This window comes from Klebsiella sp. 2680, from assembly GCF_900198535.1.
Classification (GTDB): Bacteria; Pseudomonadota; Gammaproteobacteria; order Enterobacterales; family Enterobacteriaceae; genus Klebsiella; species Klebsiella indica.
The window spans coordinates 1,226,074-1,242,792 of sequence record NZ_FZNJ01000001.1 but is presented as its reverse complement, the minus strand read 5'-3'; the positions used below and the strand labels follow the sequence as shown (position 1 = coordinate 1,242,792).

16 protein-coding genes and 1 riboswitch are annotated in these 16,719 nt (G+C 52.9%); of the genes, 13 read left to right on the top strand and 3 right to left on the bottom strand.

Annotated features, from left to right (window positions below; translation table 11 throughout):
* Positions 1 to 6 precede the first annotated feature (6 nt).
* From FN037_RS05885 to FN037_RS05830, 12 genes are all read left to right on the top strand, one after another.
* Positions 7 to 831 carry a carbohydrate ABC transporter permease gene (locus FN037_RS05885; protein ID WP_142501732.1) on the top strand — a complete coding sequence of 275 codons (825 nt, stop codon included), beginning with the start codon at positions 7 to 9 and terminating at the stop codon, positions 829 to 831.
* A gap of 3 nt (positions 832 to 834) precedes the next feature.
* Positions 835 to 1,902 carry an ABC transporter ATP-binding protein gene (locus FN037_RS05880; protein WP_142501731.1) on the top strand — a complete coding sequence of 356 codons (1,068 nt, stop codon included), beginning with the start codon at positions 835 to 837 and terminating at the stop codon, positions 1,900 to 1,902.
* A 22-nt stretch (positions 1,903 to 1,924) separates the two neighbouring features.
* Positions 1,925 to 3,523, top strand: coding sequence for an ABC transporter substrate-binding protein (locus FN037_RS05875; protein ID WP_138357893.1), 1,599 nt, complete (start codon positions 1,925 to 1,927; stop codon positions 3,521 to 3,523).
* A gap of 60 nt (positions 3,524 to 3,583) precedes the next feature.
* Positions 3,584 to 4,948, top strand: a complete 1,365-nt coding sequence (locus FN037_RS05870; RefSeq protein WP_142501730.1) for an alpha-L-fucosidase — start codon at positions 3,584 to 3,586, stop codon at positions 4,946 to 4,948.
* Positions 4,949 to 5,777: 829 nt separating this feature from the next.
* Positions 5,778 to 5,996, top strand: a riboswitch (cobalamin riboswitch).
* A gap of 368 nt (positions 5,997 to 6,364) precedes the next feature.
* The gene (locus tag FN037_RS05865) at positions 6,365 to 7,420 is read left to right on the top strand and encodes an ABC transporter substrate-binding protein (RefSeq protein ID WP_138357889.1); all 1,056 of its coding nucleotides are present in this window, start codon (positions 6,365 to 6,367) and stop codon (positions 7,418 to 7,420) included.
* A gap of 263 nt (positions 7,421 to 7,683) precedes the next feature.
* The gene (locus FN037_RS05860; protein WP_241675599.1) at positions 7,684 to 8,754 is read left to right on the top strand and encodes a FecCD family ABC transporter permease; all 1,071 of its coding nucleotides are present in this window, start codon (positions 7,684 to 7,686) and stop codon (positions 8,752 to 8,754) included.
* Complete coding sequence (locus tag FN037_RS05855) at positions 8,751 to 9,566, top strand: ABC transporter ATP-binding protein (protein WP_138357887.1); 816 nt, start codon at positions 8,751 to 8,753, stop codon at positions 9,564 to 9,566. The genes FN037_RS05860 and FN037_RS05855 overlap by 4 nt, the downstream gene beginning before the upstream one ends.
* Positions 9,567 to 9,576: 10 nt before the next feature.
* Complete coding sequence (locus FN037_RS05850) at positions 9,577 to 10,017, top strand: pseudoazurin (protein WP_138357885.1); 441 nt, start codon at positions 9,577 to 9,579, stop codon at positions 10,015 to 10,017.
* Between the two features lie 27 nt (positions 10,018 to 10,044).
* The gene (petA, locus tag FN037_RS05845; RefSeq protein ID WP_142501881.1) at positions 10,045 to 10,596 is read left to right on the top strand and encodes a ubiquinol-cytochrome c reductase iron-sulfur subunit; all 552 of its coding nucleotides are present in this window, start codon (positions 10,045 to 10,047) and stop codon (positions 10,594 to 10,596) included.
* Position 10,597: 1 nt separating this feature from the next.
* Positions 10,598 to 11,758, top strand: coding sequence for a cytochrome b (locus FN037_RS05840; protein ID WP_142501729.1), 1,161 nt, complete (start codon positions 10,598 to 10,600; stop codon positions 11,756 to 11,758).
* 2 nt (positions 11,759 to 11,760) lie between these two features.
* Positions 11,761 to 12,570 carry a cytochrome c1 gene (locus FN037_RS05835; protein ID WP_142501728.1) on the top strand — a complete coding sequence of 270 codons (810 nt, stop codon included), beginning with the start codon at positions 11,761 to 11,763 and terminating at the stop codon, positions 12,568 to 12,570.
* Between the two features lie 124 nt (positions 12,571 to 12,694).
* Complete coding sequence (locus FN037_RS05830; RefSeq protein ID WP_138357879.1) at positions 12,695 to 12,928, top strand: hypothetical protein; 234 nt, start codon at positions 12,695 to 12,697, stop codon at positions 12,926 to 12,928.
* A 277-nt stretch (positions 12,929 to 13,205) separates the two neighbouring features.
* Here the strand turns inward: FN037_RS05830 and FN037_RS05825 are convergent, their stop codons facing one another.
* Complete coding sequence (locus tag FN037_RS05825; protein WP_142501727.1) at positions 13,206 to 14,048, bottom strand: MBL fold metallo-hydrolase; 843 nt, start codon at positions 14,046 to 14,048, stop codon at positions 13,206 to 13,208.
* A gap of 9 nt (positions 14,049 to 14,057) precedes the next feature.
* Complete coding sequence (locus FN037_RS05820; RefSeq protein ID WP_142501726.1) at positions 14,058 to 14,600, bottom strand: sugar ABC transporter; 543 nt, start codon at positions 14,598 to 14,600, stop codon at positions 14,058 to 14,060.
* Between the two features lie 141 nt (positions 14,601 to 14,741).
* Here FN037_RS05820 and FN037_RS05815 point away from each other — a divergent pair, with 141 nt between their 5' ends.
* Positions 14,742 to 15,617 carry a LysR substrate-binding domain-containing protein gene (locus tag FN037_RS05815; RefSeq protein ID WP_142501725.1) on the top strand — a complete coding sequence of 292 codons (876 nt, stop codon included), beginning with the start codon at positions 14,742 to 14,744 and terminating at the stop codon, positions 15,615 to 15,617.
* A gap of 97 nt (positions 15,618 to 15,714) precedes the next feature.
* Here the strand turns inward: FN037_RS05815 and FN037_RS05810 are convergent, their stop codons facing one another.
* Complete coding sequence (locus tag FN037_RS05810) at positions 15,715 to 16,581, bottom strand: GNAT family N-acetyltransferase (protein WP_142501724.1); 867 nt, start codon at positions 16,579 to 16,581, stop codon at positions 15,715 to 15,717.
* Positions 16,582 to 16,719: the final 138 nt, after the last annotated feature.

The following is a 16,719-nucleotide window of genomic DNA, read 5'->3' as shown; positions in this document are numbered from 1 at the left end:
GAAATCATGCGCCTGTTACCGCTCATCGGACATCGCCTCAGCATTGCCGCATATCTGCTGTTCGCTCTGTTTCCACTTTACTGGATCATCAAAATTGCCGTCACCCCGGACCCACTGTTGTTCAGTCAGGGAGTGACCCTGCTGCCGAGCGGTCTGACGCTGAGCCACTTCAGGAAGGTGCTCACGGAGAGTGATTTTCCGACGTTTTTCAGCAATAGCCTGATCGTTTCGCTGACGACAGCGCTGCTGACCACGTTGATCTCCGCCGCTGCTGGCTATGCGTTTTCGCGTTTTCAGTTTCGCAGCAAAATGATCATCGCCGCGCTGCTGCTGTTCACCCAGATGTTCCCGCTGGTGATGATTATTGCGCCGATTTATCGCGTTATGGCGCCGCTCGGGCTCACCAATAGCCTGTCCGGCTTAATCCTCATCTATACGGCGTTTAATGTTCCTTTCGCCACGTTTTTAATGCAGTCGTTTTTCGATGCTATTCCGAAAGATCTTGAAGAGTCGGCGATGCTGGAAGGATGTACCCGCTTTCAGGCGCTGTATCGTGTGCTGATGCCGCTCACGTTGCCGGGTATGGCGGCAACGCTGGGTTTTGTCTTTACCGCGGCCTGGAGCGAACTGTTGTTCTCTCTGATGTTAATCAATAAGAACGAGGTGATGACCTTCCCCGTCGGGTTGCTCAGCTTCGTCTCTAAGTTTGCGGTTTCCTGGGGCGACATGATGGCTGCGGCAGTGCTGGCGCTGATCCCGGCCTGTCTGTTTTTTGCCTTTATTCAACGCTATTTGGTTCAGGGACTCACCGCAGGGGCGGTTAAGGGGTAAATAATGGCCGCAATTACGCTGGCGCAAATCGACAAATGCTATGGCAACGTCGAGGTTTTACGCGATATCAATCTCACCATTCAGGATGGTGAGTTTGTGGTGCTGGTCGGTCCGTCCGGCTGCGGAAAATCGACGTTACTGCGCACCATTGCTGGCCTGGAGCTGGCAAGCAGCGGTGATATCCGTATCGGTAATAAGCTGATGAATGATGTCCCGCCAAAAGATCGCGATATTTCGATGGTGTTTCAGAGCTATGCGCTTTATCCCCACCTGACCGTGGCGCGCAATATGGGGTTTAGCCTGGAAATTAAGAAGCGGCCGCGGGCCGAAATCGACGAAAAGGTACGGCGGGCAGCGGAAATTCTCAGCCTCAGCCATTTGCTGGATCGACGGCCAAAAGAGCTCTCCGGCGGTCAGCGGCAGCGCGTGGCCATGGGGAGGGCGATTGTTCGTCAACCGCAGGTGTTTCTGTTTGATGAACCGCTGTCGAACCTTGATGCGCAACTGCGCGGACAGATGCGGGTGGAAATTAAGAAACTGCATCAGCAGATGAATAACACCATTGTCTACGTCACCCACGATCAGGTCGAAGCGATGACGCTCGCCGATCGTATCGTGGTGCTTAATCATGGCGTTATTCAGCAAGTGGGCACACCGCTGGAGCTGTACGACACCCCGGCGAATAAATTTGTCGCCAGCTTTATCGGTTCGCCCCCCATGAATTTTATTAACGGCCTGACGTGCGCCAGCGGCGTTGCTATCGGCGACGACGTCCGGTTACCGCTTAATCCACAGTGGGCGGTACAAGAGAGTGGGCGAGAGGTGATTTACGGTATTCGTCCTGAGAATATCAGCCTCGCCACTGCGGATAGGGCGGACGCGCTACCGCTGCGGGTGTCATTAGTGGAGCCTACCGGGCTATCGGAACTGATCCACGGCACGTTATATGGCCATGACATCATGCTGTTTACCACCCGGCGATCCGGCGCGCGGGCGGGGGAGACCATTTTTATTACCCTGGATCACCAGCGCGCGATGTTATTCGATGCGGCCTCACAAAGACGCTTATAAAACTGACGAAAAGAGATGATATATGAGGAAAATAAACTATCTGCTCATGTTGCCCGCGTTGTTAGCTTCACTCGCCGTCACTCCGGCAGCCCAGGCGAAAACCCTGGTTTACTGTTCTGAAGCGTCGCCGGAGGGGTTTAATCCGCAGTTATATACTACCGGCGTCACCAATGACGCCAGCGCTAACCCCATATACAACCGACTGATTGATTTTAAATACGGTACCACCGATCTGATCCCCTCCCTTGCGGAGCGCTGGGAAATCAGCCCCGATGGCAAAACCTACACATTTTACCTACGTGAGCATGTGAAATGGCAAAGCAATAAGGATTTTACCCCCAGCCGGGATTTCAATGCCGATGATGTGGTGTTTAGTTTTATGCGCCAGAAAGATACGGCCTCTGAGTGGCATAAGGTCTCGGGCGGCAACTACCCCTATTTTACGGGAATGGGGTTGGATAAACTGATCGTCAGCGTCCGTAAACTTGACGATCGGCGGGTGGTTTTCACTCTCGCTCACCCTGAAGTTCCTTTCCTTGCGGATATCGCAATGGGTTTTGCCTCGATCACCTCGGCGGAATATGCCGATAAAATGATGCGCGCGGGGACACCGGAGAAACTCGATCTTGCGCCGATCGGAACCGGGCCATTTCAGCTCGTCCAGTATCAGAAGGATTCACGTATTCTGTATAAATCCTTTGCCGATTACTGGGGCGGAAAAACGAAAATCGATCGTCTGGTATTCAGTATTACGCCGGATGCTTCGATACGTTTCGCTAAACTACAAAAAAATGAGTGTCAGATCATGACCTCGCCAAATCCAGCGGATATTCCGGCCATCAGTAAAGCGGCGCATATTACTCTGCTGCGCCAGGCTGGCCTGAACACCGGCTATCTGTCGTTTAATGTCGAGAAGAAGCCATTTGATAACCTGAAAGTTCGCCAGGCGCTGGCGCTGGCAATTAACAAACCCGATATTATCAAAGCGGTTTATGAAGGCACGGGCCAGATTGCCAACAGTTTGCTGCCGCCATCCATGTGGGGCTACGCGCCGGGTCGCGAAAGTCATGATTACGATCCGCTCAACGCCAGGAAGTTGCTTGCCGAGGCGGGCTATGCCAATGGCTTCAGCACCGAGATTTGGGCGATGCCGGTCCAGCGCCCCTATAATCCAAACGCACGGCGGATGGCGGAAATGATTCAGGCTGACTGGGCGGCTATTGGCGTACAGGCAAAAATCGTCACTTATGAATGGGGTGAATATCTGAAACGCGCCTCACAGGGCGATCACCAGACGATACTCATTGGCTGGGGAGGTGATAATGGCGATCCGGATAATTTCTTTAGCCCGCTCTTTAGCTGCGCCGCAGTGAACGGCGGCGCGAACTATTCGCGGTGGTGCGATAAATCCTTTGAAGCGCTGATTAATGCCGCGCGCAGCGAGCCGGATCATGACCAGCGCGTTCGACTGTATCAGCAGGCGCAGCAACTGATGGCGCAGCAGGTACCGGCAGTGATGATCGGCCATTCAACGGTGTATGAACCCATCAGCGATAAAGTGAAAGGTTACAGGATCTCTCCGGTTGGCGGTCATCGCTTTGAACAGGTCTCTGTGGAATAAATATTGACAGCGCCTGATTCATCAGGCGCTGAACCGAAGGACAACGTGGAACATCAACCCATGACCCAAAAAACTTATCAGCCCGATTGGGCAAGCCTCGATAGCCGGGAGATACCTCAGTGGTATAACGAGGCCAGGTTCGGCATTTTTATCCACTGGGGGGTTTACTCCGTTCCCTCATGGCGAAAAATTAATAACGCCTTGTTCGGATCTTACGCCGAGTGGTATTACGCCAGCGTTTATGGTCAGTATCGCAATAATGATGATGATTTCCACCAGAGAAACTATGCCCCGGATTTTCTCTATCGTGATTTTGCCCCGCTCTTTAAAGCTGAGCTTTTTGAGCCTGAGGCCTGGGCCGAACTGTTTAAATCCTCCGGGGCGAAATATGTGGTGCTGACGACAAAACATCATGACGGCTTCTGCCTGTGGCCGACTGAAAATCGCCATAAGAAAGGGTGGAACAGCGGCGACACCGGGCCGCAGCGCGATCTGCTCGGCGATATCACCCGGGCCGTCCGTGACTGCGGGCTAAAAATGGGGATCTACTATTCCAGCGTTGAATGGGAAACCAACTCAAGCCATCGCCCTGAAGGCGGTTTTTTTATCCCTCAGCGCGACCGCGAAAAGTTTGGTATTGCCGAGGCGCGTTATCCGGATGAAATCCTTATTCCTCAGTTAAAAGAGCTGGTTACCAACTATCAGCCAAGCCTGATTTTCGCTGATGGCGGAGAGTGGGACTTTAGCGAAGAATATAGCCAGACTAAAGAATTCCTGTGCTGGTTGTACAACGATGCGCCGAATAAAGACGAAGTGGTAGTGAACGATCGGTTTTGTAAAGAGATGCCGGGCGAACATGGCGATTATTACAGTACCGAGTATAACGATAAAGATGGTTTCGGCAGGCTTCATCCGTGGGAGGAGAGTCGCGGTATCGGCAAATCCTACGGTTATAACCGTGCGGAACAACTGGAGGATTATTGCACATCACAGCAACTGATTCTCCAGCTCATCGGGATCGTTGCTAAAGGGGGAAACTTCCTGTTAAACGTTGGCCCCACTGCGGATGGCCGCATCCCGGTTATACAACAGGAACGGTTACGGGACATCGGTCGTTGGATGGCGGTAAACGGCGAAGCGATTTATGGCAGCGAAATGTGTACCCGCTTACAGCACGACGATGAGCACGCTTTTCTGACCTGCGCAGGCGCCCACGATTACCTGATTCTCACCCGCTGGCCTACCCACAACTTTGCTTTACGCATCCTGTCAGGAATGACGCCGGGCACCTGTGAGTTACTGTGCCGTGGGCAGCCGATCCCAGTGCCGTTCGAGATCCTGGGGGAGCAGCTTATTCTGCATCCTCTGCCCTGGGATTTTGAGCTTGGGCTGGAATATGCCTACACGTTCAGGCTGAGCTATTAATCGACTTGCTGGCGTATATATCGCTGAGAACATTGCGGTATATACCCGGCATACTTCCCGTTATATCCGCGTTGGCCACGGCGATCCGCTTCACCCCTGAGCCCTTCGCGGCCAGCGCAAAATCAGGTTGAATGCGATTAAGCGTTCTGTTCAGCAATGTTAAAGAGACGAGGCATATAAGTGCCGTCGGGGGGATCCGGGATGGGCGGTGAAAATGCATAAGCAATGGGACGTTCCGGATAGCGGTATTTCCCGTCTGAGTTGTTATTATCTCTTTCCCCTATTCTTGTCTACTCTGAGCCTGGCGCATTATGATTCCCGTTACGCTGCGCGAGATGACGCGTATCGATATTCCTGTGGTTCAGGTATTTCTTGTTAAGGACCTGGAATTTGTTCTTCAGCGTGGGCAGGGTAATACAGCCCGCCGCTCAGGACATCTTTAATCCCGAATGTGTTTCTCAGCGCAGACCTGCCGGTTAAAGGGCAATTTTCTCCTGAGACGTTTGTCGTTCTTTGAACCCCGCCTTTAAGTTAAGCGGCTCAGTATTTCTAAATTGATCATAATCATATAATTCTCATTTATCTTTTTATTGTGATTCTCATATACCAGAGCGGTCTATTTTAACTTATTGTAAGTTATATATAAAATGATGTTTGTATGACGTTTTTATTTATTTATCATACGGTTGACCTTATTAACAATTGTCGCTAGAGTCGCTGTCGACAGCACTTCATTACATTTTTATAGCCTAAATTATTCGCGCGGCAGGGTAAGAGGATTGCGCCCAGGGAACTGACTCAAGTCAGTGACTGAGGTGAGTGAATATCCGGGACACCTGCTGCCTGAAGTATGATGGATTATGTTTTGAATTGGAATATGGTGCGAATGATTCAGTTCAATGCCATAACTGCCCCCGCAACTGTAGGCGGATAGCGAATATCCTTGTGCGGTTAATTAACCGCTGGTCACTGTAAAGTATGCTTTATGGGAAGGCTGATATTCTGATTGCCGCGAGTCAGGAGACCTGCTGTCAGGTTGTACGCCATTGAGTGGACGGGATGGTCCATGGGATGAATTATTTGACATAAACTGTGATGAATTTATGTATACGATATTTGGCGAAATAAAGCTTATTCCCCTAAATAATTCGAGTTGCATGACAAACGGTTAACCGTTTTGAACGGCGCTTGCGTTGGCCCCGTAGAGGTGAAGCCGCAGGCGTGAATCACGCGGCAAGTGAGCGCAGTCAACATACAGGCAACTTGAACTATAACGGGTATATTTGCATCTTTTACATAATATCATTCAAAAGCGTTCACGACTCAATGTCATCTATTTTCATGTCTCCTCCCGCTATATGGAATGAAATAACCATGACCAGAGGTTAACCTTCTGGCATCGACGGGACGATGATAATGCACGCTAATTCTACCTCTTTTACTTCGAAAAAAACGCTTCTGGCAATGACGGGCGCCGCGGTTCTGTTTCTGAATGCCGGTTTCGCCAGCGCGGCAAAAACCGAATATCCTCTGACGATTAAAAACTGTGGTCGCGAGCTTACCTTCAATCAGGCGCCAACGCGCGTGGCAACGGTCGGTCAGAACAGCACTGAAATTCTTTATTCGCTGGGTCTGGCCGACCGCGTGGTCGGAACCTCGCTCTGGTTTGGCCCGGTACCGGATGCGTATAAAGCGGCAAATGAGAAAATTGCCGTTATTGCACAAAACATTCCCAGTTTCGAAGGGATCATTGCGAAAAAGCCGGATCTGGTTGCCAGCCAGTTTGAGTGGCAAATCGGCCCGGCGGGGACGGTGGCGTCTTACGAGCAGTTTAGTGAACTGAAAGTGCCTGTTTATACCGCGCCAGCCGACTGCGCAAAAGATAACGAAGATGGCGGCGACGGTGTACGTAAGAGCATGTTTGATATCGCAATGGTGTACCAGGAAATCGCCGATCTGGCGAAAATCTTCGACGTTCAGGATAAAGGCGATGCGCTGATTGCCAGCCTTAAGGCGCGGGAAGCGGCAGCCAAAAATAAAATTTCCGCAATGGATAAAAACGTTTCCGTCGTTTTCTGGTTCTCCAGTGCCGACCTGCAGCTCGATCCTTACGTTGCCGGGAAGTTTGGTCCGGCCGCATGGATCGCGAAAACGCTGGGCGTGAAAAACGTGATTGATTCCGCTGAAGAGTGGCCCACGGTAGGCTGGGAAACTATCGCTAAAGCCAATCCTTCCGTCATTGTGCTCGGTGAAATGAGCCGTCGCCGCTTCCCCGCTGATGACTGGAAAGTCAAAATGGAATACCTGAAATCTGACCCCGTCACCAGCCTGCTTCCCGCAGTGAAGGAAAACCATCTGCCGGTCATTGATGTACAAACCATGAACGCCGGGATTAGAACCATTGATGGGGTGGAAAAACTGGCTGACGCCCTGGTTGAGTACGGCTTAGCGCATCCGCAGGCCGCTCATTAAGCGACGTTTTACCCCTGGTCTTGCCTTACTGCCCGGTTAACGGCGCAAATTGTCGCAGCCAGTCTGGATACGGACAGAGCGGAACATCCGGCACGTACAGGCAGTACGCGCCGATGATTCCCGACGCTCCCCCTGCGGGTCGTCCTGGAGGGCACTGCATTTGGCGTTATCGCTGTCGAAGACCAAACGGGCAAATAACATCGCCTGATGGGTCAGGCAGGCTCCGGGTCATCGCGTATTTCAGGTAATCAGGAATGCAGATAATGATCAGTGATTCTCGCAGGACGCGCCGTGCTATCGGTCAACTTGCGGTGAGAGTCGGTGGACACACCCTTTGGGTCAGCGTGCTCATGTGCTGCGTCCTGCTGGCAGGGATTTCTATTGGCGAAACCTTTATTCCCTGGGGGCACGTACTCAGCACGCTGGCAAATCGTCTGTTTGATGCCCGCTATCCTGTCGATGCGCTGGATGCGGGAATTATCTGGAACTACCGCCTGACGCGCGCGCTGGTCTCTGCCAGTTGTGGCGCCTGCCTGGCCATATCCGGGGTTGTGCTTCAGTCGTTGCTGCGCAATGCGCTTGCCGAACCTTATCTGCTGGGTATTTCCGCGGGCGCCTCTACTGGCGCGGTGCTGATTGCGCTCACCGGGCTTGGCGCCGGGATCGTCAGCATGTCCCTGGGGGCTTTCATTGGCGCACTGACCGCATTTCTGTTCGTTGCGCTGCTGGCGATGGCCGCTGGCGGCAGACAGGGCGGTGGCGTCACAACCAAAATTATTCTGGCCGGGATCGCCAGTTCGCAGCTTTTCAATGCGATGACTTCACTGATTATCACCCGCTCGGCAAACGCCGAGCAGGCCCGCGGCATCATGTTCTGGTTACTGGGTAATCTCAGCGGCGTGCGCTGGCCTGATGTCGTCCTGGCGGTGCCCACTGCGCTGATCGGCATTGTGCTGTGCTTTTTTTATGCTCGTCATCTTGATGCCTTCTCTTTTGGCGCGGAATCCGCCGCATCGCTGGGAATTCCGGTAAAACGTACCCGCGCGGTGCTGATCGCCGCCGTCACCGGCATGACGGCAATTATGGTCTCTATTGTCGGCGCGATTGGCTTTGTTGGCCTGGTGATCCCTCATGCCGCCCGTCTGCTGGTTGGCAATCAGCACCATCGGCTGCTGCCGGTCAGTGCGCTGACCGGCGCCATTTTCCTTGTCATCGCCGACGTTATTTCCCGCACCTTATTGCCAGGCCAGGTGCTACCAATAGGCGTGATCACCGCGCTGGTTGGTGCGCCAGCGTTTTCACTCATCCTGATAAGAGGAGGCCGGGCCAAATGACGCTGAACGCGGTAATCCCTTTTGAGACCTCTGCTGATGCGGTTATCGAAGCGCGCAATCTGCGCTGGCAGGTGAAAGGCAAGATGATTGTTGATGATGTCTCGCTCAGCGTCACGCCAGGCGAGTTTGTCGGTATCATCGGCCCCAACGGTTCGGGTAAAACGTCCCTCATTTCATTGCTGGCGGGGTTGCTGAAGCCCACTTCCGGCCAGATTGCTCTGCAGCAAAAGGCACTGCAACAGTACTCGCGTCGTCATCTGGCGCAGAAGGTGGCATTGGTTGAGCAGCAGGCGGAGACCAGTGAACGTCTTACCGCGTTGCAGGCCGTTTCGCTGGGGAGAACGCCCTGGCTCAGCCTGCTCTCGCCGTGGTCTCAAAAAGATGACGACATCGTGCAAACGATGCTGGAAAAAGTCGCGCTTCAGGCGTTGCAGCACCGCTGCTGGCATACTTTTTCCGGCGGAGAAAAACAGCGTCTGCATATCGCCCGGGCGCTGGCCCAGCAGCCGCAGCTACTGTTGATGGATGAACCCACCAACCACCTTGATATTCAACATCAGATTGGCCTGCTGAGTCTGGTGAAACGCGAAAAGCTCACGGTGATTGCCGCCCTGCATGACCTGAATCATGCGGCGATGTTTTGCGATCGCATCCTCGTTATGACGTCCGGACGCATGGTGATGCAAGGAGCGCCATGCGCCGTTTTTACCCGCGAAAATATTAACGCCTGGTTCGGCATTGATACCGTCATTGAACGCGAACCGGATGGCGCAAGCTGCTTTATTCGTTATCAGAGACCAGATGAATGCTAAGGAAGAACTGATGAAATACCTCAAACAGAGTCTGAAAGTTTTGTGTTTACTGGCGATCGCCTCTTCCGCTTTCGCACAAACCCACGAAGTGTTGATGAAAAATCGTGGCGCGGCGGGGCCAATGGTCTATGAGCCGGATTACCTGGAGATCCAACCCGGTGATACGGTGAAGTTTATCCGCAAGCACAAGAGCCACAACGCGGCTTCAATCGCAGAACTGTCTCCTGCTGGCTACCCGGGATTTATCGGCAAAATCGATGAAGAGATCGAAGTGAAATATGACCATGCCGGATTTTACGGCATCAAATGCACGCCGCATTACGCCCAGGGGATGGTGATGCTGATTAAGGTTGGCGATGCCTCTCTGCCAGACAGCTATCGTGCTTTCAAGGCGCCGGGAATTGCCGATAAGCGTTTCCAGGCCATTTACGCACGTATCGACAAACAGTAACCCACGATATGCAGGGAGGAGTGCATGATGGCGGATAACAAACATGCAGATGACGACATTCAGGAGCAGCGTCGGGAATGCCTGTGCAGGATGACAACATTCGTCGGAGCGGCAGGCGTTGCCGCCGCCGTCTGGCCGCTGGTTTCTGCTTTAGGCCCGGATGAAAAAACGCGCGGTGAGAATGAACCGATCGATGTTTCTCTTGCGGGGATTGCCGCCGGGCAAACCCTCCGGCGGGTATGGCAGGGAAAGTTGATTCTTATTCATCATCGCACGGCGGAGGAAATCGCCGCCGCCAGGGATGTCGATCCCACTACGCTTCTCGCCCCCCAGGCTGACAGCGAACGGGTGACTGCCGGTTATCCTCAATGGCTGGTGATTGAGGGATACTGTCCGCATGCCGGATGCGTCCCCAACGCCAGACCGGGCGGGCAGGGCTGGGTCTGCCCGTGCCACGGTTCAGAGTTTGATACTTCCGGGCGCGTAACCCGCGGACCGGCAACGGCGAATCTGGCCATCCCGGATTACGCGTTTCATCCCGACGGCCAGACCGTGCGCATTGGTGCGAAGGAAGCCTGAGATGGGGCGTGAACGGGTCTATTCGCTGCGCTGGCGTATCCCTTTTCCGCGCTCGGTCGCCGGACTCTGGGTATTCGCCGTCGGCGCTATCCTGCTGGTTATGCTTGGCGTGCAGATCCTCACGGGGATCGTGCTGGCGATGTTTTACGTGCCGACGGCTGAACTGGCCTTTGATTCCATTATTCATATTATGCGTGCGGTTCGCCACGGCGAGCTGTTGCGCAATATGCACGCAATTGGCGCGTCGCTGTTATTCTTCGCCTGCTATCTGCATATTTTTCGCGGCATGTACTACAGCGTGTACCGCAAACCCTGGGTGACCATGTGGATGATTAGCGTGACGCTGTACGTGCTGCTGATGATGACCGCATTTCTCGGCTACAGTCTTATCTGGGGGCAAAAAAGTTATTGGGCGGCCACGGTCATTACTCGTTTTGTCCAGGCTATTCCGCTGGTGGGGGGCACGCTTTACGCCTGGTTGCTCGGAAGCCATACGCCGGGAACGCCGATGCTGGGGCGTTTTTTTGTTTTCCACTTTCTTTTCCCCTTTCTGATTGTTGTGGCGACGATTTTTCATATTCGTACCGTGCAATCGGCATTCGCTCAGGCGATGAAAAAGACGTTCAGCGAGAAAGCGTCGAGAAGCCTGTTATTCGATTACAAAATCAGCGACCTCGATGCCATCAAAATCACCCTTTTTTTGATGCTTTTTGCCTGGTTTTTATTTTTTGCTCCGCACTACCTGAGTAGCGCCGACAACTTTATTCCAGCCGATCCAACGGTGACGCCGGCGACTGTCGCGCCTGAATGGTACTTTCTCCCTTTCTTCTCAATGCTACGCTGCTTCCCGAATGAATTTGCCGGTCTGGCGGCGATGTGCGGTTCGATACTGATTTTCTATTTCCTGCCCTGGCTTGATACCTCCCGGGCGCGGTTTCGCCATTACAGCAAACTGGTGAAGTGCGGCTTCTGGCTGTGGGTCATGAATGCCTGTTTTTTAGGCTGGCTGGGGTCAAAAGCGCTGGTGGGCCCCGATCTGATTGACGGTTTCCGTAATGAAGAGGGGTGGATCCGCCCGGCATCTCAGCTTGCCACGCTGATCTGGTTTGCCTGGTTTTTAATCCTTTTACCCTGTCGTCGTTTTCTCGAAAAGCAGGATTGACAATGAAACGACTGGTATTCAGCATTCTGTGCTTATCTCTTTTGGCATCAGGCGCGACCGGTGCGAAAGAGGCGGTGCCTGAACGGAAGGACTGGAGCTTTAGCGGTATTGTCGGCCAGTATGATAAACAACAACTGCGGCGCGGCCTGCAGGTGTATGAAGAGAAATGTCGTGCCTGCCACGGTATGAAACACCTTACTTTTCGCAATCTGACCCGGCCCGGCGGCCCTGAACTCACGCCTGAAGAGGCAAAAAGTATCGCCAGCGGCTATCAGTTCCCTGAGATTCAGGATGATGGCCAGGTGGGGGAGCGGGACGGGACGCTAAATGACAGCTTTATTTCGCCTTATCTCAATGAGCGGGAAGCGCGATACTTCAATAACGGCGCGGAACCCGTTGACCTGAGCTATATCGTCCGGGCCCGTTCCTACGATCGTGGTTTTCCGCAATTCTTGTTTGATGCCTTTCTGCCCTATACGGATCAGGGCGCGGATTACGTCTTTGCGCTATTAACCGGTTACCTGCCTGACGATCCTGAAATGAAAGCTAATCGCTATTTTCCAGGTGGGGTGATGAATATGCCGAAACCGCTTTCCGACGGCGAGATAAAATGGCACCCGGCGTCGCAGATAGCGGAAACGGAGGCGCAGTACGCCAGGGATGTCACTGCATTTCTGGCATGGGTCGCTGACCCGGATCTTTCCGGGCGAAAACAACAAGGCATTTACGTTATGGGCTACCTCGCCATTATGCTGGGACTGCTCTGGCTGCTACGCCGAATGAAGAGACGCTCGCCGCATGAGCGAGAGTGAACAGCGGCGTTTTTATTGCGACTGACGATAAATGAGAAATGCATCAAGTTGACCACATAATATCTTCATAATGTGGCATTACAGTAACGCTGTTTCTTTGTTTACAACATCAGGGAGGGGAGGTATGGAAGAGAGCCTGGAACAGCCCAGGGAACAGCCGATCGCCAGCTTTATCTGGTGTGGCGTGAGGGTAATTGTTTACTCACAGACGGTAAAATTTGCCGGTACGATGCTACACCGCCATTTTTTGCCAACCAATCTACGATTGAAGATAAATGAAGAAGTGCAGCAGGCGGCGATGAATCCCGGCGCTCACCGGCACAGTGGATATCCGGCAAGGAACCTCCTGAGAAAGTAATGTAACCTTTTCCGTTTCCGTATAGAACGATGAATATCTTCACTGTTTTCTGCCGCGTCGTTTAAATATTTATTTCTCCTTCAGAGACACTTTCCAGAACGTTAAGCAATGCGCTATTCCGGCGTTGGCGTTTTTATCCGTTTTTGTACCGGATGCCGTTGTGCTACACCCGCCGGTTAACCCGGTCTTCGGCTGACAATAAGGCATAAGTTAGCCCGCAAATACTCCTTAACGGAATCCACTTTAGTCTGGGGGATATTTTGGGTCGGAATTGCCTTTATTTTGCAGAATAATTTATACGGTACCCGCGTGAAGTTGCGACGATATGCGCAAACCCCGATCCGCCAAGGTGCATACCGGCAACCAGCAGGTTTTCGCTGGCGACCTGAGCGAGGAGCTTTTCCCGCGTGATTCTGGCCTGTGTGGGATCGCAATCAAAGGCAATGGCCACTGCGGGACAGGCGATCTGGATCGGCGGGAAATGGACGATATCGCCCCAGATTAGCAGACTTTCATTGGCGGACTCGATGCGAAACCCGCAGTGGCCAGGGGTATGACCAGGTAGCCATACCGGCTGTATACCTTCGATCACTTCGCGATCATTCAGAAAACGGAGTCTGTGGGCCCAGGCGTCCAGCGTTCGGCGGGCGAGTGCGATGTTTCTCCGCCCCCGTTCACTGGCCTGGTTTAGCGTTCTATCATTCTGCCAGTATTCCGCTTCCAGAGGATGCAGATGCAGGCAGGCGTTGGGATAAGCCAGTGTGCCGTCTGCGTTGAGCAACCCGCCAATATGGTCCGGGTGAGTATGAGTCAGCAGCACGGTATCAACCTCTTCAGGCCTGATGCCCGACAAGCGCAGACTCGCTGTCAGCGCGCCGCCTGCGTTATTGTGCCCGCCTGTACCGGCATCGACCAAAATCGTCCTCCCCCGCCCGCGGATAAGATAGCCACTGATGTCGATATTGCCGGGGACGGTAACGCCCGCGCGGCGCTGGATGGCTTCAGCATCGATGCTATCAATGCCGGACAGTAGCGTCAGGCTGGCCGTCATATTGCCGTCACTGAGGGCCGTTACCAGAAAATCGCCAATCTGGCGGGAACTAAAAGATGGATGAGGCATAATAATGTATTACCTTGATCGGGATTGTTTATCGGCGTGACTGCGTAACTGGCTGGTTATGGGTTCATATATCCAGGCTTTTTCTCGCGCCGCAACGAGTGAGGCCTCTCGGCGAGGGAGAATGTAAGCCACGCGTTGCGGCGGGTTTTTATCCAGCCCTGCAGCCTGAAGTATTGTGGGCCGATATCCCAACTCTGCGTCAATAAAGTCAACTGACTCAAGGCTCAGCAGCAAAACCTCTTCCACAGCGACGGCAGGAAAAGAGCCTGCGTATTGGTACAGATTGCGATGCCAGTCACGAATATGCTGTTGCCAGTGCGAAAAGTTACCGCCGCCCTTGCGCTGATATTCTTCACAGGTAATCACATCCGCATCTTTGATGGTATGAATGGCAAGATATACCGGGCAGCCGGAGGAAAGCGCTTTGAAACGTTGTGAGGCGCTGAACCCGTTGACAGAGACCAGCGCTGGCAGCTTTTGTTGGTTGTAAAACGCATTCCAGCGGGTTTCGCTTTCCCGGTCGGCATATGTGCACTCAACGAGATATAACATTGATCGCTCTCTGTATGTTTGAATCGCCGTTAACTTGATGTTTGATCATGCTACGTTGCGTATTGAGCGGTATGAAGCGATATTATTTCACTGGTCAATGATATTTTGTCATTAAGGTTAATGTCGGCAGAGGTTGCCAGAATGCGAAAAAAACTTCCCAGCAGTACTGCGCTTCAGGTCTTTGAAGCGGCCGCCCGGCACGGTAACTTTGCCCGTGCGGCGGAAGAATTATCGCTCAGCGAAGGGGCGATCAGCCGGCAGATTGCCCGGCTTGAGTCGATGCTGAACTGTAAGTTGTTCACGCGGACGGGGAGTCGTGTGCAACTGAATCCTAACGGTGCGCGTTATGCGCATCATGTGCGTGAAACGCTGGAACGGCTTGAACGAGATACTCAGTATCTGATGGGGGCGGCGGACGGCAGTCGAAGCCTGGAAATCGCCGCGCCGCCTACTTTTGCCAGCCGCTGGTTAATTCCCCGACTGGGTGATTTTCATCGCCTGCACCCGGATATTATCCTGAATATCGCGGTCAGAACCGATCCGTTTATCATTACCGGCAGTGGTTTTGACGCGGCGGTTCACTTTGAACATCCCGCGTGGGCCGGGATGCGTATGCGTTTTCTGTTTGAGGAAAGGTTGGTGCCGGTCTGTCATCCGGCGTTACTCACCGGAGGCCATTTCGCCAGCCAGTTGAGCGCGCTACCGCGCATTCACCGACGGCAGAATCCCGATGCGTGGCGTCTCTACGCTGATGAGAGTGGGATCACGTTGAATAATCCGGCACAAGGTGTCCGTTACGATCTGCACGAAATGGCGATTGCCGCTGCCCTCGCCGGGCAGGGTGTTGCGCTGGTGCCGCATGTTTATGTCGAAAATGAACTTGAAAATGGGCAATTAGTGGCGCCCTGGCCGATATCCCATCGGTTGAGTAAGCGCTTTTGTCTGGTGAGGCCGTCGGAAAATGGGATCAACGAATTGGCGTTACAGGCGTTTGAACGGTGGCTGGCGGCGGAATAATATCGCGTTTTCATGGTGTAAATGGCGCTGAATCATCGTCAGGGTGGTCGGCGCAGAGAAGGAGGGTATAGCCGCCAGGAGGCGGCGGTGGCATGGGTCAGGCGTGGGATAACAGCGGAAACATTAGCTTATTCTCTGCGAAGATATTTTCTTTGTGCGGGTAGATAAATAAAATATCTTCACCTTCTATTTTTTCATATTCGCCAGCCCGCCCTTCTTTTGGGGTAAAACCCAGAATAGCCTGATAGGTATGCGCGTCGGCGAGTTCATTTATAATGCCTGCCAGGGAACCGCCGTTATCGCAAAAAATATCGAAACAGATAAGTGCCGGGCCGTGCTGCATCGCTATTGCGATAGCCTGATTCTTTTCAGAAAAATAGACGAAGTGTTTCATAAAGGCGGAGCAGTAGAACATTAATAATCCGAAGTTATGCTGTATTCGCAATTGTGAAAAGGGGTTCGATTTTTGATAGTAGCGCTGCAATAGTGCGACTTCTTCTGGCTGGTCCATATCGAGCTTGCGAAAGTCACCCGCCGTTGGCATTACTGGCAGGATATATTGATGCTCATCTGTGCGCCTGAAACCGAATTGTGGATAAAAATCAACGGTTGTTGGGTTGGCGAACAAGAAAAAAGCGTCGGCTTTATTCTGCCAGTCCGCCAGAATCTGCCTGATGAGCTGCCCGGCCAGCCCCTTATTCCGATGATCCACATCGGTCATCACGGTACCGATTTGAATATAACGTCGGGGTTCGTTCCGCCAGACAAGATCGATAATATTGGCGGAGGCATTAGCAATCACTTTATTGTTGTTCACCAGGGCATAAGGAATATAGGCGTCGGTCCAGTATCCTTTGTGGTACCACTCTTTAAAGGAGAGATCGAAGGTTTTAATTGCGAGGTCAATAAAGCTATTTCTCAAAACGTCATCGTGCACAATTTGCTTAACTAATTTATAGGTCATCGTCGACATTCCTTTCCGCTGCGGGTGAGGCGCTATTTCCGGTTATCTGTTCGGCGGCCTGCTCTCTGTCAGGCGATTTAAAAATAGCATATCCCCACAGAACGGCGATGATTGTTGCGCTTAACCCTTGCCCCGGTC